General features: G+C 42.0%; 14 protein-coding genes. 6 read left to right on the forward strand and 8 right to left on the reverse strand.

The window, feature by feature from the left end:
* Positions 1-380: 380 nt before the first annotated feature.
* From AACU32_RS10930 to AACU32_RS10950, 5 genes are all read right to left on the reverse strand, one after another.
* A complete protein-coding gene (locus AACU32_RS10930) occupies positions 381-1,112 on the reverse strand; it encodes a peptidylprolyl isomerase (RefSeq protein ID WP_096607949.1) in 732 nt (243 codons plus the stop codon).
* Between the two features lie 115 nt (positions 1,113-1,227).
* Positions 1,228-1,410, reverse strand: coding sequence for a hypothetical protein (locus AACU32_RS10935; protein ID WP_339377761.1), 183 nt, complete (start codon positions 1,408-1,410; stop codon positions 1,228-1,230).
* A 398-nt stretch (positions 1,411-1,808) separates the two neighbouring features.
* Positions 1,809-2,249: a HetP family heterocyst commitment protein gene (locus AACU32_RS10940; protein WP_339377762.1), complete on the reverse strand. Its 441-nt coding sequence runs from the start codon at positions 2,247-2,249 to the stop codon at positions 1,809-1,811.
* Positions 2,250-2,285: 36 nt separating this feature from the next.
* Positions 2,286-3,872, reverse strand: a complete 1,587-nt coding sequence (locus AACU32_RS10945) for an HlyD family efflux transporter periplasmic adaptor subunit (protein ID WP_096599592.1) — start codon at positions 3,870-3,872, stop codon at positions 2,286-2,288.
* Between the two features lie 802 nt (positions 3,873-4,674).
* On the reverse strand, positions 4,675-7,968 hold the full coding sequence (locus AACU32_RS10950) for an ABC transporter transmembrane domain-containing protein (protein ID WP_096599593.1): 3,294 nt from the start codon (positions 7,966-7,968) through the stop codon (positions 4,675-4,677).
* Between the two features lie 1,479 nt (positions 7,969-9,447).
* On the opposite strand from AACU32_RS10950, the gene AACU32_RS10955 reads away from it, so the two are divergent.
* Positions 9,448-11,862, forward strand: coding sequence for a sucrose synthase (locus AACU32_RS10955; protein ID WP_096599594.1), 2,415 nt, complete (start codon positions 9,448-9,450; stop codon positions 11,860-11,862).
* A gap of 99 nt (positions 11,863-11,961) precedes the next feature.
* A complete protein-coding gene (gene pgmB, locus AACU32_RS10960) occupies positions 11,962-14,841 on the forward strand; it encodes a beta-phosphoglucomutase (protein ID WP_096599595.1) in 2,880 nt (959 codons plus the stop codon).
* 25 nt (positions 14,842-14,866) lie between these two features.
* On the opposite strand, the gene AACU32_RS10965 is transcribed toward pgmB, so the two are convergent.
* Complete coding sequence (locus AACU32_RS10965) at positions 14,867-15,043, reverse strand: XapX domain-containing protein (protein ID WP_096599596.1); 177 nt, start codon at positions 15,041-15,043, stop codon at positions 14,867-14,869.
* Between the two features lie 35 nt (positions 15,044-15,078).
* Positions 15,079-15,561, reverse strand: a complete 483-nt coding sequence (locus AACU32_RS10970; RefSeq protein ID WP_096599597.1) for an adenosine-specific kinase — start codon at positions 15,559-15,561, stop codon at positions 15,079-15,081.
* Positions 15,562-15,888: 327 nt separating this feature from the next.
* On the opposite strand from AACU32_RS10970, the gene AACU32_RS10975 reads away from it, so the two are divergent.
* The gene (locus tag AACU32_RS10975; protein ID WP_096599598.1) at positions 15,889-16,326 is read left to right on the forward strand and encodes an RrF2 family transcriptional regulator; all 438 of its coding nucleotides are present in this window, start codon (positions 15,889-15,891) and stop codon (positions 16,324-16,326) included.
* Positions 16,327-16,436: 110 nt separating this feature from the next.
* Here AACU32_RS10975 and AACU32_RS10980 read toward each other — a convergent pair whose 3' ends face one another.
* A complete protein-coding gene (locus tag AACU32_RS10980) occupies positions 16,437-16,871 on the reverse strand; it encodes a hypothetical protein (protein WP_096599599.1) in 435 nt (144 codons plus the stop codon).
* A gap of 458 nt (positions 16,872-17,329) precedes the next feature.
* Here AACU32_RS10980 and AACU32_RS10985 point away from each other — a divergent pair, with 458 nt between their 5' ends.
* The 3 genes from AACU32_RS10985 (at position 17,330) to AACU32_RS10995 (ending at position 20,640) form a co-directional block, all read left to right on the forward strand.
* Entirely contained in the window at positions 17,330-17,656 is a 327-nt protein-coding gene (locus AACU32_RS10985) for a hypothetical protein (RefSeq protein WP_096599600.1), read from the forward strand.
* 56 nt (positions 17,657-17,712) lie between these two features.
* A complete protein-coding gene (locus AACU32_RS10990) occupies positions 17,713-19,836 on the forward strand; it encodes a pentapeptide repeat-containing protein (RefSeq protein WP_096599601.1) in 2,124 nt (707 codons plus the stop codon).
* 309 nt (positions 19,837-20,145) lie between these two features.
* A complete protein-coding gene (locus AACU32_RS10995; protein ID WP_096599602.1) occupies positions 20,146-20,640 on the forward strand; it encodes a hypothetical protein in 495 nt (164 codons plus the stop codon).
* Positions 20,641-20,885: the final 245 nt, after the last annotated feature.

The raw sequence follows: 20,885 nt of genomic DNA on the forward strand, positions 1-20,885 counted from the left end.
GGATTCTGGGGAATTTGCTCCATTAAAAAATTAAAATGCCAACTTGGCAACCCACTTAAATTTGTTAAAATTAAACTAAAAGAAGATAAACGACTTCAAGGGTATAGTTATCAGGGTCTACCTAGCTATTTAATTTCTTTCGTACAAGCTGTGATATTCGGAATTTTTCACAGCACAAAATATTGCTACGCATAATTTATAATAACCTGGTTGCAATGGTTTGAGATATTTCCCATATTATCTAGTACACCGGGCGGGTAAATAAACATACTATTCCAAATGGCGCAAAAGCCGAGAATATAAGACTTTTGAATGCGTGACTTCCAAGGCAGCCGTACTAGTTGCATTTGGAAAAATTATTAACGATATCTGTTATCTATTTAGGCATTCAAAAGATAATTGAGTTCCGCCGCTAGCCATTCTTTAAACATTTTATCCAAAATTTCTTGATGTCTTGCTGGTGTTAACTCAGCAGGAATAAATTCTTCTACCATTAAAATGTAACTTGATTGGTCTATAATTAGTGGGCCTAATATATCTCCTGGTCTAGTGCTAAACACAACGGCTGCTATATCTGGCTTGAGATTCCAACGATAAAATTTGCCTTCATAACCACAGTTGATGCGGCGTTTCTCATCAATGTCATAAATGTGAGCAGCCTCATAAAAACTGAGTTCCCCTTCTTCTATTTGATAGCAGATTTCTTGAGCTAACTGTACATGTGGGACAACTATTTGATAGAGGAGAACTTGATCGTAATCAAGCTGATTCTCGGAAAAATACTTTTCGACATCTTTGTTAAATAAAATCTCGGACAATTTTTTAGTTAACAAAGTATCGCGAATTCCTGCTTCCCAATCATCCGCAACAATCAGCTGATCTGTTAGCCATGCTAAAGTGTCACTTGCTTTTACTAAACGATGTTCATAGCGTAGCCGATCTGCCTCAGCCTGAATTTCTTCTGAAGTCAGTTTTAGCCCTCTTTCTTCAGCAGCTTTATCAATAATTTTTTGATATAAAATGTTATTACACAATTCTTTTATCTGCAACGTCTTTTTCAGATGGGTAGTAATATCTTCTGGAAAAATAATATGGCCTTTGAAGTCAATCATTTTTGTCTGAGTAGTCATTTTTTCTAAATCTTGAATAATGTTGGTATTTACGATGTTGCGGGTGTCATCGGTCAGTTGTTTTTCGTCTCGTTTAATTCCTGATTTATGGGCTATATCAATATATCGAAAGCCTCTGACTACTGACTAGTACAGGTTTAGCATTACGCTTTCCTCCCAGCACTGACAAAATCTCCGATCCGTGGATGGCGATTTTTAATATTGTTTTAACCCTATTAATCAACAGTAGAACTGCTGTTTTTTGTTCTACTAGGTGAGCTAAACTGATATCTGGCACCATTTTCAAGGTTTAAACAAAAGGTAACCAGTAGCCACCCTACAAAAATTGCCATAAGGTAACTGGTGCAAGATATGACTAAATGGGCTAGCATTTAGCTTGCTCAAAGCTGATTAATTGATATTTATAGATTAGAAAATTATTGGCCAGAAATGTGGTCATTTTGGCGAAAAATTTTTTTTATTGTTTTAGCATAGACTTATGCTATTTATTGTTCTCAAGTTTGGGACTGTGCCCTGGACATAAAATCGCCAATCCTGATTTTGTGGGGGTGGCAAGGAATTCGTAATTCCTAATTACCTGTCAGGATGGCGGTTAATTTAAGCGCCCACTTTACCAATACAGCAGGCGCGTCAAGAGCAACTATTTAAAATTTTTGCAGAACTTACTGGCTGGCGGTACTAGTTTTTGCCTGGATTAAATAACTTGTGGAATATATTATTGTTACTAACTGCTTCTGGACCAACTAATAAATTACTGCCGCCATTTAGACTAGTCTGTTTTTTGTCGGATGTTTCCATATAATCTAGGTCATTGATTTTATTTAAGACCTGAGTGGAAGCCCGTTGGTTAGAGCTATTCATGGAAGATTGCAGGCTGGCTGATAGGTTTCTACTAGTAGTAGATACGAGTGTAGTTTGAGGTTGGCTATTTTCTTTGATGAGACGGCTGTAAGTCCGCTGGGGAATAAAGTGAAGTGGGTTGTAACCCACAAAACGCAGAATTAGCACACAAGCCCAAGAATATCTACCTTCCGTAATAGCCTCAATTACTTGATTTAATTGTTCAGGACTAATAGCTTTTTGATAGTTTTTTTGAGGAGAAGAAATTTGGTAGCTCATAAAATTAATCCTTATTGAACTTGCTTAACTAGAGGTTTATAAATTGATCCCGCCTTTTTGCAGTTCCCTGATTGGTTCTAGGATAATATCTGCAATGCGACGACGACGAATAATAATCTCAGCACTAGCCGTCTGACCAGCTTTAAATTGGACAGTTTGATGATTTGTTTTCACATAATTACGGTCTAGTGCAATTTTTACTCGGTAGACTGCTCCCAATTTCTCATCTGGTTTACTATCTGGGGAAATCGATATAACTTTACCTTTAATCACACCGTAATCCTGATAGGGATAAGCGTCAAATTTGACTTTTGCTGTGTTTCCTACCTTGATAAAACCTGCTTCTTGAGTAGGTAAAACGGTCTCAAGAATCAGTGGTGCATCCTCAGGAGCTAATTCGGCTATCGTTTGTCCTGGTTGCACTACTTCCCCGCTGTTGTTGACGTTGAGAGACAAAATCATTCCATCAACGGGAGCCGCTAAAGAAAGCTGTTTTAATTGAGCTTTTGCTTGCTGTAAGAGTTTTTCAGTTTGTTGGATTTTGGCATACAACTGAGTTTTATCTACTTCTAGTTTCTGAATTGTTTGCTGGGCTTGTAACTGGACTGTGTTACCTTCAGCTCGCTTCTGGTTTAGTTGTTCTTGTAGTTGCTGGGCTTCTGCGAGAACTTGTCTTAAACTTGCTTGCAATCGTTTTGATTCGGCGATCGCTTGTTGAATTTCTCCGGTTTGTTGGGTAATGGTACGTTGACGATCGCCCAAATTTTGTTGTGCTTGAAATATTTGGTCTTTGGAGATTGCACCTTGCGCTGCTAATGATTTTAACCGTTCTAATCTTTCCTGTTCGGCACTCGCAGCGGTATTTAGTTGTAATAATAGTGATTGTCCAGTATTAGCTCTTTGTTGACCTTGAGTGATCGCTACTTGTTGGCTGTCAATCTTAGCATTAGTTTGGCTAATTACTGCTTCTTGTCCCTTAACTTCCGCATTCGCGATCGCTACACGGGTTTTTGCTTCTAATTGGGTTTTTTCAATTAAGGATTGGGTTTGAATTAATTGAGTTTTATAAGATGCAGTCTCTTGCGCTAACCGCTCAACTTCATTCAGGGCTATTTCTCTGTCGAGTTGTGCTAATATCTGTCCGGCTCTTACCGTCTCACCTTCTTTAACATCAATGCGGGCTATCTTCCCTGGGACAACTGCATGGATTTTATATGTCTCTCCTTGGGGAACTAATCTTCCTGAGGCTTTACCGACTTCGTCAATTTGTCCCACGGTCGCCCAAGCCATCACAGATATTCCAAATATGACTCCGCCTAATACTATTTGATAGGGAAGAGATGAGGGCGGGTCGTCTAGTACTGTTTGCAAAGAACCAGACCAGTTTACTGATTCAGCCGGAAATGTCTTGGGAGTTGCTGTGTGGAAATTGTCTTGTAAATTAGCTCCCTGCTTGGTCATTACCTGTTCGGAAACAGCTGTACCTCCGTAAAGGAAAGCTGTCTCTGATGATAAATCTACTAGCATGTCACCTTCATCAATAGCCAAAGATGGCTCTGGGTTTGGTGGCACGACTGACGGATTTACATTTTGATAAACTAGAGATTTTAAAAGGATTTTCATGGAAGCTCTCTATAATTGAAACTTCGCTGTTGCCAGTTACGGTTTCTACCAAAATAGCTTGACTCATTGTCAGGCTTTTGTGCTACAGCAATTACTATTTAAATGGTGACCATCTCAACAGTATTGCTTGTAAATCTTATCGACTAGGTTCACTACCAAGTGAAGGATAACTAGTTTCATCGACTATTTGTAATTAAAGTCTATTTAGCAATGGACTTTAATTTTTTAACTGAGCAGTAATTACTACCTCCCAATATCCTTACATAATGAGTTATGATAACTCTGTAGTTATTGATGACTTATTATGTACGTATATACTTATATCATAATCTGTCTTGGGAATGACATTAGCCAAATTGGCTAGTTTTTTTGATTAAAAAATGTATTTTTTCTTCCCATCTTGGCTGTAAATAAAAATCACTACCAAGTACTAAACCTTTACACCTTACTATTGCTATTTTTGGCAAAGTAGGGGGTTTTTGTTTCTTGGCATAAATCTGCCATCAAATACTAGCTGATAACTTAACTTCAATAAACTTAATTCATGAAATCTTTTTGATTTTAAAACCTTGATGAAGTTATCAAGGCTGTCAGTATATTTACTAATTTACTCCTGATTTGACACCAAATTCCCTAGCTTAATTGATAAGAATTATTTCCCCTGTGCCATATTGCTCAACTTAATAATATGACTAGTGCTTAAGTGTGTATTTGTTGTTTTGTCAATGTCTAACTAATAAATTTTTGTCCCTAATTCCGCAATTTTTCCACATTACTATACGTTGATCAAAACAGCTTAATTTTAGATATCAATTTGCTGCTGAGCTAGATGATAGTAAAGACCTTTGAGAGCGATGAGTGTCTCGTGTGAGCCTTGCTCAACAATCACCCCTCGATCTAGTACAAGAATGTTGTCGGCATTTCTGACTGTAGAGAGGCGATGGGCAATGATAAAGGTAGTGCGATCGCGGCTGATGTGCTGTAAATTCCTCTGAAAGCGACGTTCGGATTCTGTATCTAGAGAGCTAGTAGCTTCATCTAGAATCAGAATTCGGGGATTGGGTAACAGCGCCCGAGCGATCGCAATCCTCTGTCTTTGTCCACCCGAAAGATTAGAACCCCGCTCACCGACTTTAGTGCTGTATCCTAAAGGCAAACTTTGGATAAAAGCGTGTGCTTCTGCTAGTTTACCAACTTCCACCACTTCTTCTAAGTTGTATTCTTCACGATATAAAGAAATATTTTCTAAAATCGTTCCCGAAAACAGAAAACACTCTTGTGGGACTACTCCCAGTTGACGGCGCAAAGATTGGAGGGAAACATGGCGGATATCGTGCCCATCCACGAAAATTCTTCCCGTAGTCGGATGATATAAACCCTGTAATAAGCTAATTAAGGTACTCTTACCCGAACCACTCCGACCCACAATGGCAATTGTTTGACCAGGATGGGCCGCAAAGGAAATATTTTGTAGAATATTGCGCTCATCATCGGCATTATAGCGAAAGGTCACATTTTCAAACTCCACATCACCTCGCAGTTTGGGCAACACCATCATTGCTTTTTCCGCTGTTTCTTCTGGTTCTGTGTTAAAAATATCATCCAAGCGTTCTACAGAAACCATGACTTCCTGCAATTCATCCCACAGACCCACCAACGACATCACCGGGCCTACCACATTACCAATCAGCATATTGAACGCTACCAATTGACCGATAGTGAGTTGGTCTTGAATTACCAGTGTGGCAGAATACCAAAGTAATGCCGTACTACCTAGGGTATTAATTAATTCACTAATAACTCCTAAACCAATGCCCAATTTATAACCGCGAAATTGGGCATTGATCGTACTGGTTAAATGTTCTTCCCAGCGCCAACGCAACTCATGCTCTGCTGCTGCTGCCTTGACTGTAGCCACTCCTGTGAGCATTTCTACCAGGGAGGAACTTTGTTTAGCGGCTTCATTAAAAATTTCTCGCGATACCTGGCGCAACATCGGACTAGCAACAACTGTCAACAGGATCAGGGGTGCGAGGATTGACAGCACCAAGATGGTTAAATGCGAGTTGTAATATGCCATGAGGGCTATATAAACAACTGCTGTCAACACATCTAACCAAGCGCCGATCGCTTGACGGGTGAGAAAGGATTGGATTTTCTGGTTTTCCTGAACACGGGTGAGGATATCACCTACATGACGTGAGGCAAAGAACTGCAAGGGTAAGTTTAAGGCATGGCGAATAAATCCACTAACGAGGGTTAAGTCTACCCGATTGGAAAAATTCACTAGCATGTACTGGCGAATACTCCCCAAAGCAATGCGCCAGATACTAAACACCAGCATCCCAACAGCCATGACTTGCAAGGTGCTTAAGCTTTTGTGTACTACTACCTGGTCAAGAATGATCTGTGTAAATAGGGGAGTGATCAGACCAAACACTTGCAAGAGTAAAGAGGCTCCGATGATCGGGATCAGCATTGAGCGGTAAGGCAAAAATGCGCCCCAAAATCTTCCTAAAGAGGGTTTGGATGAAGGTGTTTGCTGGAGTGTCGGTGTGGGAGTTAATAACAGTGCGTATCCCGTCCAGCCTGCTTGAAAGTCCTTGACACTCAGCTTGCGCCGCCCAACGCCCGGATCGGAAACCATCACCTGATTTCCCTTGACTGCGAACACCACTATATAGTGATCTCCTTGCCAATGTGCAATCCAAGGACGTTTCTGATCGACTAAGCGGTTAAAACTTGCGCGTACTGGTCTGGCTTGAAATCCTAAGTTTTCTGAGGCTGCGGCTAGGCTTTTGAGGGAGGCTCCAGAACGTCCCACATTGGCTAAATTCCGCAGCATATTGATACTAAATTTTTTCCCCCAATATTGGGAGATCATTGCCAAGCAAGCCGCACCACAATCAGAACTACTCTGCTGTTGAATGAAAGGATAGCGTTTGCCAAACAAAGGGCGGCGGTACTTATTGGGATGGGGAAATTCGATTGATTGGGAGTTGGGTTGTAGGCCTGAGGGCTGCTGATGCGGTGATTGCTCCTGGGATTTCGGTTGCTCTAAGAACATTGTGGGCGCTACAGCAGCTCTGCGAGTGCGGTTGGGTGAGCCTATAGTTTTACCTGCTCCCGTCGCCGCAGGCGTTGCTCCATTCTCTTCTTTCTCGGCGAGCATGGGAATAATTGCTAGAGCTGCTTCCCAATGTTCTAGGGGTAGCTTATAAGCGACCACATCTGTTTGCGCAATCCAATCTGTGGGTATTTCTTGGGGATATCCCCAACTGTCACCAATCAACAGCGGTGGTTGTGATGGGTTATTTTGACTTTGAATCTCTCCACTACGTAAAAAGAAGCGTCCACTATTTGCTGGAGTTGCTTGCGTCAGCACAGAGCCAGCAGGGACTTTGATTTCTCCTAGGTAGGGTAAAAACTCTTTGAGAGTATGGCTGGAAAGTAATGTCTGACGACCAAGTCCTTTTTTAACAGTTTCTTTTGATTCCTCTGTTGCTTCTTGTTGGAGTTTAGATTGTTGTTTGCGGAGATCTTCTTTGAGTTTGGAACTTGCTGCCCGTTTTTGTAAATCAACTATAGTTTTAAAGAACAGCAACATTTGCCGATTTGCTGTGGCGCGTTGCAAGTAATCTGGCAGTTGGGGTAGTTGTCCTAACCACGTCTGGAGGTTGGCTGTCGGTATAAAAGCAATGATCCCTGTACTGGCGGCGATCGCTCGGTAACCTAGAGGGCGATCATCAAATAACTCATCTGTCCCACAGCTGTCTCCCGCCTCCAACAATGCAGATGGTACTTCCCTTTGTGCCGCTGCATCAAACCCCACCAGTCGCACTCGACCTTGACAAACTATGTAAAAACCCTGCTGATTTTGTTCAAACTGAACAGAATTTTCTGTTGTCGGGAATGTACTATAGTTTACTATCTCCTCTCCTAAAGAAAAAACGTTGAATTGAAATGCTTGACTAAATTTCAATACTAAGTTTTTGTTGTCCGGTAGTAAATTGAGCAGTATCTCTTCTAGAAGCTGGCGATTGTTACCGTCTGTCCTAGCAATACCTTCTTCCACTTCTCCTAATATCTTTTTCATACAGTACCGAAACTTGACAGGTTTGTTAAAAGTTTATTAATTTTTTTTCAGCGAAAATTTGGGAATTGTTAAAAAGCACACTATCAATCTCCCAACTTACTGGTGTTTAGATTGCGTAAATTGCTCTTTTAATTCCTGAGAATTTTTATTCAATTTTGATTCCTGACTGCAAAGCATTCAAAATTTGGTGACTCTTGCTGCCAAAAATCTCCGAAAATGGATGACTGCTCACTATTACAGTATTGTCAACACCAATTCCGGTTTTTTAGACATTACTAAATGTTTTTTAAAAAAACGCAAAACTTTGGAGTCATACCTTGACAGGGGTGAGTTCTAGATGAAATCTTTTTTCTGGCATTACAACTAGATTTCCAAGGGCAGGTTTACCGCTTGTGCAACCTTTACCTCATCAACCCTAGATAACTTCCGTGCTTCATACATATCAGCGTTATATGAGAGGGATAATTCTCAATGCGTCACTCTGAATGGTATTGAAAGTTCAGGACATGAAATGCTAAACTAAAAATTTACCTATCGAACCTGTTTACCTGTCCTAAACTAGCAATTAAGACAGATTGCACCTCAATAATATAGGGACTTTGTAGTTCCAGACAATGTTTTTAGAAGATTGTATAAGATACATAAGACGCCACCTGGGAAAAATTAGCTAGCCAAGCCGAAGGGTTTAAATATTTTTGCTGCTGCCTAGGCTTCGTACGTACATACACAAGAATACTAAGCATTTACCAATTGCTTTGTCAAGAAAGGGAGACTCGAAAAACCCCAATTCAACCGAAATTTACGCTATTCTTTACCATATCCTTACAATCAGGAGCTTTTTATAAAATTATGGTAAAAATTAGATTTCCCTAATTTCAGTAAATTAGATTTTTTTGTGCTTTTTGTAACTTATTATAAGTAGGCAGAAATAAGACTAAATTACACTCTAAATAACATTAAATTCTGATTAAGTGTAAGTTAATCATAGGTGAATATTATGTGGATAAAAGCCAGAAGCTAAAACAGAACAGGGTTTGCGCAAAGTTTATTGTTTCTTAGATGATTGTGTTTATTTGCATCTTTCTACTTATATGTCTGCAATGTCTACCTTTAGAATGAGGTCATGAAAATAGTTGTATGTTATGTCATTCATGAAAAGTTGACTGCCCTGAGCCTGTCAGTTGTCATCCCTACAAATTGACAAAATCCTCATGAGACTTGTGGGTAAAGATTTTTAAAATAACCAATTGCCGTAATTACTAAGCCTCACTCAGACAAAAGTAAATTATACCGTCTAGCGTGGTTAAGGTAAGTTTAACGAGTCTTGCATATCTCATCCTCTAGCTAGACGTACAGGACTTGATAGATTTTTTACAATTCCAGGGGAAATGTACCTCTAGACACCAGCGATCTAAAAGCATCTTTGTTGAGGAGACAACTAATGAGGTCGTGACCTACTCAGATTTCTAGGACTTAGTCATGTATGAGCTAGTTCAAGCTGCCTTAAATAGTGATGATAAAATTGCTCTGCGCCAGTTAATTTTGGCACTCAAAGCTACTGATAAGCGTTACTTCCTGAGAAATGAGATTTTACAAGCTTTTGCTGACTATTGCGAGCAATCCCATCGACCTACGTACTTTTACCATTCTTCTTCTGTAGGTAAACTCATTCACTACTGTCATGAAATCATTTTAGAAGAGGACAATACTTGGTTTGTGGTTCGTCCCCGGATTGCGAGCCAGGAGGTTTGGCGATTAACAACCGCAGGTACTCAATTTGAGCAAATGACACCCCAAGCATTACTGGATGTGAGAGATCGTCTGGTTAATCGCTACCAACCCCATATTTTAGATATAGATCTGCATCCCTTTTACGCGAATTCTCCCACGATTAGCGATCCGAGAAATATTGGTCAAGGTCTAGGCTTTCTCAACCGTTATCTGTGTAGTCAGGTATTGACAGATCCACAATACTGTTTAGATGTATTATTTCAGGTATTACATGGATTAAACTATGATGGCATTGGCTTGCTGATTAACGATCGCATTAAATCAGGCGACGAATTAGCCCAAAACATGCAGCAAGTCCGCAAATTCCTGAGTCAGCAGCATCCTGACACACCATACGCCAAATTTCGCTGGGAATTGGAAGAACTGGGTTTTGAACCAGGTTGGGGTAACACAGCTTCGCGCATGGGCGAAACTTTAGAACTTCTCCAACGCTTGATTGAAAATCCCCAGCCGGCAATGTTAGAAGCATTTGTGGCGCGTGTTCCCGCTGTCTTCCGGGTGGTGCTGATTTCCATACATGGTTGGATGGGACAAGAGGGAGTTCTCGGCAGAGATGAAACCTTAGGTCAAGTTGCTTATGTTCTCGAACAAGCGCGTAGCTTAGAAAACAAACTGCGAAAAGAAATTGCACTGGCTGGACTTGACCTTTTAGATATTCAACCCCATGTAATTGTTCTGACGCGACTAATTCCTCACTGCGAAGGTACATTTTGCAACCTGCGGCGGGAAAAAATCGCTGGGACAGAAAATGGCTGGATATTGCGCGTACCTTTTGGGGAATTTAACCCCGAAATTACCGAGAATTGGATTTCTAAATATGAAATTTGGCCTTATTTAGAAACATTTGCCCACGATGCAGAAACAGAACTACTAGCTGAATTTCAGGGTAAACCCCATCTATTAATTGGTAACTATACCGATGGTAACTTAGTCGCCTTTCTCCTGTCCCAACGGCTGAAAGTCACCCATTGCCATATTGCCCATGTTTTAGAAAAGCCAAAAAATTTATTTAGCAATCTTTACTGGCAAGATTTAGAGGAAAAATATCATTTCTCAGCACAATTTAGTGCAGATTTGATCAATATGAATGCAGCCGATTTTATTGTTACCTCATCCTACCAAGAAATTGTCGGCTCACCGGAAACCATCGGTCAGTATGAGTCATACAAGTGTTTTACCATGCCCCAGTTGTATCACGTAATTGATGGCATCGATTTGTTCAATCATAAATTCAACGTGGTACCGCCGGGAGTTAGTGAGGACATCTTTTTCCCTTTCAATGAAGCAGAAAACCGAGATCCAAAACTGCAAGCACAAATCAACGACTTACTTTTTCACCGGGAAGATTCACAGATTTTGGGTCACTTAAATCATCTAGAAAAACGACCGATTTTAACTGTAGCTCCCATAATTTCGGTTAAAAATCTGACTGGATTGGCTGAGTGCTTTGGTAAAAGTCAGGCTCTAAAAGAGCATTGCAACTTATTTATAATAACAGGCAAGTTGCATACATCTGAAGCCGCCAATGCTGAAGAAGCCGCAGAAATTCAAAAACTTCACGACATTATTAACCAATACCAACTCCACGGACATATTCGTTGGTTGGGGATGCGTCTTCCTAATAATGATATTGGGGAAGTGTATCGAGTAGTTGCGGATAAAAAGGGTATTTATGTCCACTTCGCTCGCTTTGAAGCCTTTGGGAGAAGTATTTTAGAAGCCATGATTTCTGGCTTACCAACTTTCATCACTCAATTTGGCGGGGCTTTAGAAATTATTGAAGAGCAAGAAGATAGATTTACGCTGAATCCTACAGATTTAGAAGGCTCTGCTACAAAAATAGGGGATTTCTGTAACCAATGCGATAGCCATCGGGAATATTGGGATGAAGTTTCCGATTGGATGATTCAACGAATTCGCAATAAATACAACTGGAAATTACATAGTAATCAGCTGCTGTTGCTAGCGAAAATCTATGGCTTTTGGAATTTTGTAGCTCCTGAAAATACTGAAGCCAGGTTGCGCTATATGCAAACACTATTTCATTTAATTTATAAACCCAGAGCCGAAAAGATTTTGGAGAAGCATTTGCATCGTGAGTGAAGGAGACGGTTGAATGTTGACGGTTGAGGGTTGACTGTTGACTGTTGACTGTTGACAAATGACCAATGACCAATGACCAATGACCAATGACAAATGACAATGGATATAACAGGTAATTATCGCGATTTTATTTATCAAGACTGGATTTTAATTGAAACCCAGTTTCACCCCGACCAATTGCAGTCTAGAGAAACGATTTTTACAATCGGCAATGGTTATTTAGGAACCAGAGGTAGCTTTGAGGAAGGGTACATGCGTGCATTACCGGCTACTTTTATCCACGGTGTTTATGATGAGGTTCCTGTTGTCTATACGGAATTGGTCAATTGTCCTGATTGGCTACCATTGGTGGTGACGATAAATGGCGATCGCTTTCGTCTCGATCAAGGTGAGATATTAAACTATAGTCGCCAACTTGATGTCCGTCGAGGTCTTTTGAGTCGTTCTGTACGTTGGCGCAGCCCGAAGGGAAGTACAATAGACTTGCATTTTGAGCGCTTCGCTAGCATCGCCGATCAACATGTGTTAGGGCAACGCTGTCAAGTCACACCTCTAGATTTTTCTGGTGTGATTGAAATTCAAGCTAGCATCAACGGTTATCCAGAAAATCCCGGTTTTAATCATTGGGAATGTCTCGAACAAGACAAAACAGACGAGGGTATCTGGTTACATCGCCGCACGCGCAACTCCCGGATTGATATTGGTTTGGCTGCTAAGTTGACTATTTCTGGGGCGGAAGCTTCTTTACAGGTTAACAGTGCGCCTGGTTATCCAACTCTCAGCGCCACCTTCCTGGCGACATCCAATCAGACAGTCACAGCCGAAAAGCTGGTGACCGTTTTTACCTCGCGGGAAGTTGCCGCACCAGAACAAGCAGCACGAGAAAAATTGACTCTTCTACCCAACTACGCAACCCTTCTTCAAGAGCAGGAAAAAGCTTGGGCTGAAATTTGGCAAAAAAGTGATATTATAATCGAAGGGGATCTTATAGCAGCTTTTGCTGTTCGCTATAATTTATTTCAACTTCTCATTGCTGCTCCCAAAGATGACGACAAAGTCAGTATCCCTGCCAAAACCCTTTCTGGCTTCGGTTATCACGGACATATATTTTGGGACACAGAAATTTTTATTCTGCCATTTTTTATATATACCCAACCTGCCTTAGCCCGCAATCTCCTGAGTTACCGCTACCATACCTTAAATGGAGCGCGACGCAAGGCAGCTCACGATGGGTATAAGGGAGCGATGTATGCCTGGGAAAGTGCCGATAGTGGAGATGAAGTTACACCAAGGTGGGCGTTACCCAACGATCCTTATGGGGAAGATGTACGGATTTGGTGCCGCGATCGCGAAATTCATATTAGTGCAGATATCGCTTACGCCGTCTGGTTCTACTGGCAAGCCACTAATGATGATCAGTGGATGGGAGACTGTGGTGCTGAGATTATTTTAGATACGGCCATATTCTGGGGTAGTCGGGTGGAATTTAACCCCAAATACGAACGTTATGAGATTCGCGGCGTGATTGGTGCAGATGAATATCACGAGTTTGTCCATAACAATACCTTCACCAACCGCATGGTGCAATGGCATTTGGAACGAGCGATCAAAGTTTATGATTGGCTCAAGGCTACCTTCCCGGAAAAAGCCAGGGAACTAGAAGAGAAATTGCATCTGGGTACAAAACAGCGATCGCGTTGGCAAGATATCATCGACAATATTTGGATTCTCCAAAATTCTGCCACAGGGATGATTGAGCAGTACGAGGGATTTTTCCAATTATCAGATATCAACTTAAATGAATACGAACCGCGTACACGTTCCATGCAAGCAATCTTAGGGATAGAAGGAGCGAATAAACGCCAAGTACTCAAGCAACCAGATGTGTTAATGCTGCTATATCTGATGCGCCAATCAGGGGAATCTCCCTACGACCCAAAAACCTTACAGGTAAACTGGGATTACTACGCACCCCGCACAGATATTACCTACGGTTCCTCCCTCGGCCCTGCGATTCACGCTATCTTAGCCTCAGATTTAGGTAAATCAGCCGAGGCTTACGAACGCTTTATGCAAGCGGCGATGGTAGATTTGCAAGATGTCCGGGGTAATAATAACGATGGTATACATGGGGCGAGTGCTGGGGGAATCTGGCAAACAGTGATTTTTGGCTTTGGTGGTATCCAATTCACCGAAAATGGCCCTGTAGCTCATCCCCAATTACCTCCTAGTTGGACGCGCTTGAAATTCCAACTGCATTGGCGGGGAAAATGGCATGAGTTTGATTTGCGGAAAGAAGCAACCCTATCTTCTGATATTCGCGGTGTGATTTTTGATTTAGATGGGGTATTAACCGATACAGCAGAATATCACTATCGCGCTTGGCAAAGGCTAGCCGATGAAGAGGGAATCCCGTTTAATCGGCAGGATAATGAAGCGCTGCGGGGAGTGTCGCGGCGGGAATCACTGATGCTGATTGTTAAAAATAGACAGTATACAGAAGCCCAAATCCAAGAGATGATGGAGCGGAAGAATAATTATTATGTAGAATCAATTCAACATATTACACCAAAGGATTTGTTACCAGGTGCGATCGCACTTTTAGATGAACTACGCCAAGCTGGAATTAAAATTGCGATCGGTTCAGCTAGCAAAAACGCCCATACAGTTGTTGAGAAATTAGGGATTGCTGATAAAGTAGATGCGATCGCTGATGGTTATAGTGTGGAAAAACCTAAGCCCGCACCCGACTTATTTCTCTTCGCCGCCCAAGAGCTAGGATTACCACCAAATCAATGTATAGTCGTAGAAGATGCGTCTGCTGGGATTGAAGCTGGTTTAGCCGGCGGGATGTTAACAGTCGGACTCGGCCCGGTTGAGCGTGTAGGTGCAGCTAACGTCGTTCTACCTAGCCTAGCAGGTATTACATGGGTAGACTTAAAAGCTAAATTGAATGCTGCAAACACAATTAAACATTAAGCCATCTCATCAGCAGTTTTAACCATTACTTAAATACTAATTTCACTATCAAGTCGTAAAAATATCCTCCCAATAATACACCTGCTGCCCCGATTAATCCTAATAATGGAGGAACTGGAGCAGGTAACTTTATCCAACCAAACACAACACCGATAATAAACCCTCCCAGCAGGGACATCCCAGCCTGTCTTAAGAAATCCATCAGTCAGTCCTAGTTAATTTCATTAATGCTTTGGTCTAAAGCTTATAACCAATTTGGCGTAAAAAGCTTTGACGCGCCTTGACATCTTCCGGCGTTTCTAATCCTTTGGGTGAAAATCCATCAATCACACCGAGAATACCTCTACCTTGCTCGGTTTGGGCGACAATTACCTCTACAGGATTGGCGGTGGCACAGTAAATTGTACAGACTTCTGGACACTGCTTGATGGCATTGAGAAAATTTATCGGATAAGCGTCTTTCAGTAAAATAATAAAACTGTGACCTGCACCAATAGCGATCGCATTGTTAATTGCTGCATCTTCCAAAGAGCGATCGCTTCCTGTGCTTCTGACTAAACATGGGCCTGAGGCTTCGCAAAAAGCAATCCCAAATTTGACCTGTGAAGATATACCTACCATAATTTCATGCAGGTCTTCCACGGTTTTGATAAAGTGGGTTTGTCCCAAAATAACGTTACAGTCTTCCGGAATTTGCATTGCAACGGCTTTGAGTTCCATGTTGTTTGCCTCTTTATGCAGAACTCAGCTACAACTTTAGTTGTGATGATACTATTTTTGTATTTCTGGGAATACTAATCCCAAGAAATACACAATTCCTTACTTAAGGCTATTTCTCCCCTGTTTTTGTTGCTCAGAGGCGATTATCCCTGAATAATAAGTTTTATTTATCGTATTGAGAAAGAAAAATATTTGCTTCTATGGTTAAGAGTCTCTAAAGTTAAATCAGCCAATCAAGCAAAGATTGATGAGCAAATTTTGCTTTACATAACCTGAAGCAAAAGTCAACAGTAAAACTAAATTTATTAAGTTTAATATATTACAACAGTGGAACTCTCTAACAAATCTGAATACGCACTTCTAGCGCTGTTAGAGTTGGCGAGCCGTTACTCTAGTGGCGAATCTCTACAAATCCGACAGATGGCTGTACTCCAAGATATACCGAACCGCTATTTAGAGCAATTGCTAGCAACTTTGAGGCGTGGCGGTCTAATTAAGAGTATCCGGGGAGCCAAGGGAGGTTACGTTTTAGCACGAGAACCAAAGAAAATTACCTTACTGGACGCTTGGAGCTGCATTGAAGGAGTAGAGGCGGTGACAGCGAAAGTTGAGCAACATGGGAAAACATTAGAAACTCAAATCATTGAAGAAGTTTGGCAAGAAGCACGTCAGGCGGCTAACGCTGTTTTGGAAAATTATACACTCCAAGACTTGTGCGATCGCCGTAGCACGCAACAAAAAAAGGAACTGATGTATTACATCTAACTTGTAGTCAGCACTTTATCCGCATTTCTCACAAACAGTAGGGGCGGGTTTACAGATATGATCCAATAATTCACGACTATCTGGCTGAACCTGCCCCTACGACATCTGGACTACTTCTTCGATGGCTGTTGGGAAATTGAGAGGGTATAGCTATATTCCCGTTGAGATATGTCCCCGACATAAAATGAGTATTCTCCCGCTTGCCAAAAGCCAGCTAGTTCTGCCTTCGCTTCCGAACTATCTGCGAGAACACAGAACTTTCCTCCAGGCCCATCAATTAGCAAAGTTGGCTGTCCTTTACTCTCTACAGTGACGCGCAAATAAGGCAGCGATTTGGGTACTTGAATAACTTGACTAGGTTTAGCAGGAATGTGACCACAATTGCTTTTCACAGAACCTTCACCATTGCCATTCACAACTAATGGGTCGGGGCTAAAGTTGGGATTAACAACTTTGGGTGGGGTCTGCGCCAAATTGGCATTATTAAACACCAAACTCATTGCCAAAGCTGCGGGAACAACCGTAAATATTCTCTGCATTTTCATAAGATTAAATTCATGCTCCCGACTGGTAATCGAGCGGTATTAAGACATAATCTAAGATTTAAGACGATCGTAATCATTTTGTGTTCCAAAAAACTAGGTATAAAATTTGCTCTTTATATATAAAAAATATAAAACATAATCTGGATGAAAAAAGCGTGAAGTATCGGTTTGGTAAGGAAGCAGAAATCGACAACTCTTACTGATATCTAAGCAACTAAAGTACTCAGTATGATTGTGATTAATTAATGTTTTTGTTGATGACCACACCTGTACGATTTGGGAATGTCCGGATTGGCGCAGAAAAATCATGAAATCGTTGCCATAAAGGTGTTTGAGGAATTTATTAAATTGAAATTTCCCAAAAACGAGATGGTGATTTATCGAAAGATGTCTGACAAACATATACATCAGCTAAAATCACAGACAAAACCGAGCCAAAGCTGAGGTAGAAAAGAGTTATGAATCCTCAACCAGAAGAAGACTTGCAGCGTCGCCTCCAAAAGCTAGAGGCAGAGATTAATTCCCAGCCAGAAAAACCAAGACCAAGCACTAGGTGGAATTTTGAGAGCATAAACTCCCAGCTAATGCAATTGCAAAGTAGGTTCAATAGCTTGACTGGAACGAAAAAGCTAGTAGTTTTAGGCGTGACGGTGCTATTAGGTCTAGCAATGGTGCAAGTAGTGTTTAAACTTGTAGCCTCTGCGATTAGTCTGGCAGTGTTGGCAGGGTTGGTGTATGTTGGATACAAATTTTTTGTTTCTAGTAGTTTTCAACAAAAAAAATAGCCGATTGTAACCGCCCTCAAAGCGGTGTAGAAGTAAAGTTAAAGGTAATTAATACGATGGCGACCCCAATTGTCAGGAGACGTAACGATCAATCTAATCGGTCAAACAACCCGGAAAAATCCCATTCACTGTCATTAGTAACTAGACGTTTTGCAGCTTGGACAGCTGAAATCACCTTGGTGGCTGCCACTGGGTTGATTCCCTTCGGCTTAGGCGTGTATGCTAATTCCAACAGCGATTTAAACCGTGTACAGCCTAATCCCGTACTGGTGGTCACAGAAAGAGCGATCGCCCGACCTTTAGCTTTGCCCGTGAGCTATGGTATCCGTAATGTAGCTTGGCCGACGAATATCTTGTGGAGCATAGCTTTATTAGCACCGGTGACACTATCGTCTTGGCAATTATATTTACTGGCAAAAACAGGTAGTACGTTACCCAAGCGGCGATTTGGCATTCGGGTGGTGAACGACCAAGGCAAAGCACCCGGTTTCGGTGCAGCGATACTGCGCGAAGGCGTTGGGCGTTGGACTGTACCTTTATCCGTCGCTTATTTGCTGTGGCGCTACAGCTTAGCCTTTCCTAATGTGGGGATTTTTGCAGTTTTGGCATTGTTAGCGATCGCCGCCGAAGCAATTGGCTTACCATCAAAGCAAGGGCGGCGGGCATTCCATGATATTTTGGCAGGTACTCATACAATAGATGCAACTCGTCCGTTGCCAACTTCACTTTCTGGTGACAACTTGGATGAGGAGGAGTCCCCGGCAGAAAATCAAAATGAAACGACACAGACACATTCTTTATTGGATCTGATCCGGCGTAATCCTAATCTCACCCTCATTGCAGTAGCGCTGGTGAGTATGACATCTGTGTTAACAACCTTAGTAGGCACTCAAATTTACATCCAAACTCAGGAAACTCAGCGCCGAACTCAGCAGATCAACAGCCAACAATTTTTGGAACTGGTAAAACAGCTCAACCCCAACTCGACTGCTACCAATGAAGAACGCCGCAGTGCAATTCTCGCTCTGGGTACTCTCAACGACTCCCAAGCGATTCAATTTCTGGCGGATCTACTAGTTAAGGAAACCAACCCTACCCTAGTGGATACAGTTCAACAAGCTTTAGTGCATATTGGTTTAAAAGCTCTCCCAGAATTAAAAAATCAGAATCAGTTTCTCGCTGGTGAGTTGGAATCTAAAAACACAAATGCATCCCAAGATGGGCAATTACGACAACAGCAGTTACAACTCAATCAAAAAGCGATCAACAAAATTCTCGCTGTTTACAGTGGTCAAAGTCACGGACTCGATTTAAGTCGTACCCAATTAGGTTTCACTAGCGCCGAAGCTAATCCCTCCTTCAACTTGGTATTAGACAAGGTTGATTTATCGGGAATTAAATTCAAATCTGCAAATCTTAATCAAGCTAGTTTTCGTGGTAGTCGCTTTCGCAACGTTGGCGAAGATGGGCGCTGGGATACCTACGACGATGTTGTGGCTGATTTGACCGAAGTGCAAATGAAGCAAGCCAATTTCACCGACGCAATTCTCAGCCGCGTGACAATGAACCGTAGCGATTTGAGTCGTTCCACCCTCAACAGAGCGAACTTATCTGATGCGCGTCTCATTGGTGCTAACCTCAGCAGCACTCAACTAGTAGGAGCCGATTTGCGTGGTGCAGTTTTAGAAAATGCCAGTTTAACCGGGGCAGATTTAGGCGATGCTAAATTGAACGAAGCTGATTTATATGCAGCTCGTTTAGGTCGCGTCACTGCGATCGGCACACAATTATCCTATGCCAACTTAACCAAAACCGATTGGCAAGCATCAGACTTATCTGGAGCCGATTTTGAACATGCTAATCTCAGCAATGCTAATTTAAGCGCGACTCGTTTAACTGGTGCTGTTTTGCGTTCTGCTCAGATGCAAAACGCCAACTTGCAAAATGCTGATTTAAGCCTTGTCGATTTACGGGGAGCCAATGTTGCAGGCGCTGATTTTAAGGGCACAGTTCTTTCACCTACCAAGCAAGATCCAGCAGATCAATTCGTCCAAACACCATCTAAAGGTTCAGTCTCTGCCGTAGTCCAAGGAGTTGATTTTTCTCAAGCCAAAAACTTAGATGCCAAACAACTAGCTTACATTTGTACTCAAGGCGGCCTTCATCCTCGTTGTCCCTAGGGGATGAGGGGTAGGGGGGCAGGGGGAGAAGAAGGACAAGGGAGACAAGCAATACGGTTCGGATAAGCAATTTTCATCTCCCTTTTGGGAAAGGGAAAAGGTTAAGGGGTAAGGGGGAAAGGTTTGAATGGGCCCTTTTCCCTTTCTCCCTTAGCCGAACCGTATTGGGGAGACAAGGGAGATCAATAAGAAATGCCCAATGCCCCATGCCCACTAACAACTGACCACTAGCTACTGATTATTCCCAACAACAGCGATACCATAGGTATTAAAAGGAACTTTAACAATTACAAATGGTGTGAGAAGGCAATGAAGTATCTTTGGTATTTGATTGTAGTTCTGGGGACTGGTTCGCTGTTGAATCTGGCTATGAATATTCAGCCAGCACAAGCTCAAGTTGCCTATGGTAGTTATGTTGGCGTTGGACCATCTGTGGGTTTGAGTGATGGTGCCCAAATTGGTGGGGTGATTGCCTTTCGTTATAAGCTTTTAGAGTCGCCAATTTCTTTCCGCGCTCAAGCTTTAGTCGGTCATGGTACAGCAGTTGTGCCCACTGTTTCTTACGATATTCCCCTAAATTGGCAAACTGATGCCTATTTAGGTGCTGGCTTGACTTTAGCTAGTGGCGATGATCCTTCTCCTGTGGGGAATAAAATCAGTTTTGCTTTGCAACCGGGAATTGATTACGTTGTCCCAAATAGCAATACTGTGATTTTTGGCAACGCCATTATTGCTTTTGATGCCTACCGCGATGGTAGTGGTACTGCTTTTTCTTTGCAAGGTGGTGTTGGTTTAAGATTTTAATTGTTATTGGGCATGGGGGAGGCAGTGCGTTGCGGGGGTTCCCCCCGTTATAGCAACTGCCGTCATGGGGCATTGGGGAGGCAGTGCGTTGGACGGGTTCCCCGGCTTAAAGCAACTGCCGTCATGGGGCATGGGTAAGAAAACTCCCCACATTCCCCACACTCCCTCATCCCCCTTGTCTCCCTTGTCCCCTCATCCCCCCTTGCCCCCTATTTTCGTAATCTTGGGAGCAATTCTTGTGGTTT

Origin of the sequence: Calothrix sp. NIES-2100, from assembly GCF_963875285.1 — a bacterium.
In the GTDB taxonomy this organism is placed as follows: Bacteria; Cyanobacteriota; Cyanobacteriia; order Cyanobacteriales; family Nostocaceae; genus Aulosira.

Bases quoted from the DNA above. Each gene is read 5' to 3' on its own strand.
- AACU32_RS10990 (WP_096599601.1), top strand. From the start codon at position 17,713: ATGGCGACCCCAATTGTCAGGAGACGTAACGATCAATCTAATCGGTCA.
- AACU32_RS10950 (WP_096599593.1), bottom strand. From the start codon at position 7,968: ATGAAAAAGATATTAGGAGAAGTGGAAGAAGGTATTGCTAGGACAGAC.
- AACU32_RS10995 (WP_096599602.1), top strand. From the start codon at position 20,146: ATGAAGTATCTTTGGTATTTGATTGTAGTTCTGGGGACTGGTTCGCTG.
- AACU32_RS10945 (WP_096599592.1), bottom strand. From the start codon at position 3,872: ATGAAAATCCTTTTAAAATCTCTAGTTTATCAAAATGTAAATCCGTCA.
- AACU32_RS10965 (WP_096599596.1), bottom strand. From the start codon at position 15,043: ATGGATTTCTTAAGACAGGCTGGGATGTCCCTGCTGGGAGGGTTTATT.
- AACU32_RS10985 (WP_096599600.1), top strand. From the start codon at position 17,330: ATGAATCCTCAACCAGAAGAAGACTTGCAGCGTCGCCTCCAAAAGCTA.
- AACU32_RS10955 (WP_096599594.1), top strand. From the start codon at position 9,448: ATGTATGAGCTAGTTCAAGCTGCCTTAAATAGTGATGATAAAATTGCT.
- pgmB (WP_096599595.1), top strand. From the start codon at position 11,962: ATGGATATAACAGGTAATTATCGCGATTTTATTTATCAAGACTGGATT.
- AACU32_RS10970 (WP_096599597.1), bottom strand. From the start codon at position 15,561: ATGGAACTCAAAGCCGTTGCAATGCAAATTCCGGAAGACTGTAACGTT.
- AACU32_RS10930 (WP_096607949.1), bottom strand. From the start codon at position 1,112: ATGATTGACTTCAAAGGCCATATTATTTTTCCAGAAGATATTACTACC.
- AACU32_RS10940 (WP_339377762.1), bottom strand. From the start codon at position 2,249: ATGAGCTACCAAATTTCTTCTCCTCAAAAAAACTATCAAAAAGCTATT.
- AACU32_RS10935 (WP_339377761.1), bottom strand. From the start codon at position 1,410: ATGGTGCCAGATATCAGTTTAGCTCACCTAGTAGAACAAAAAACAGCA.
- AACU32_RS10980 (WP_096599599.1), bottom strand. From the start codon at position 16,871: ATGAAAATGCAGAGAATATTTACGGTTGTTCCCGCAGCTTTGGCAATG.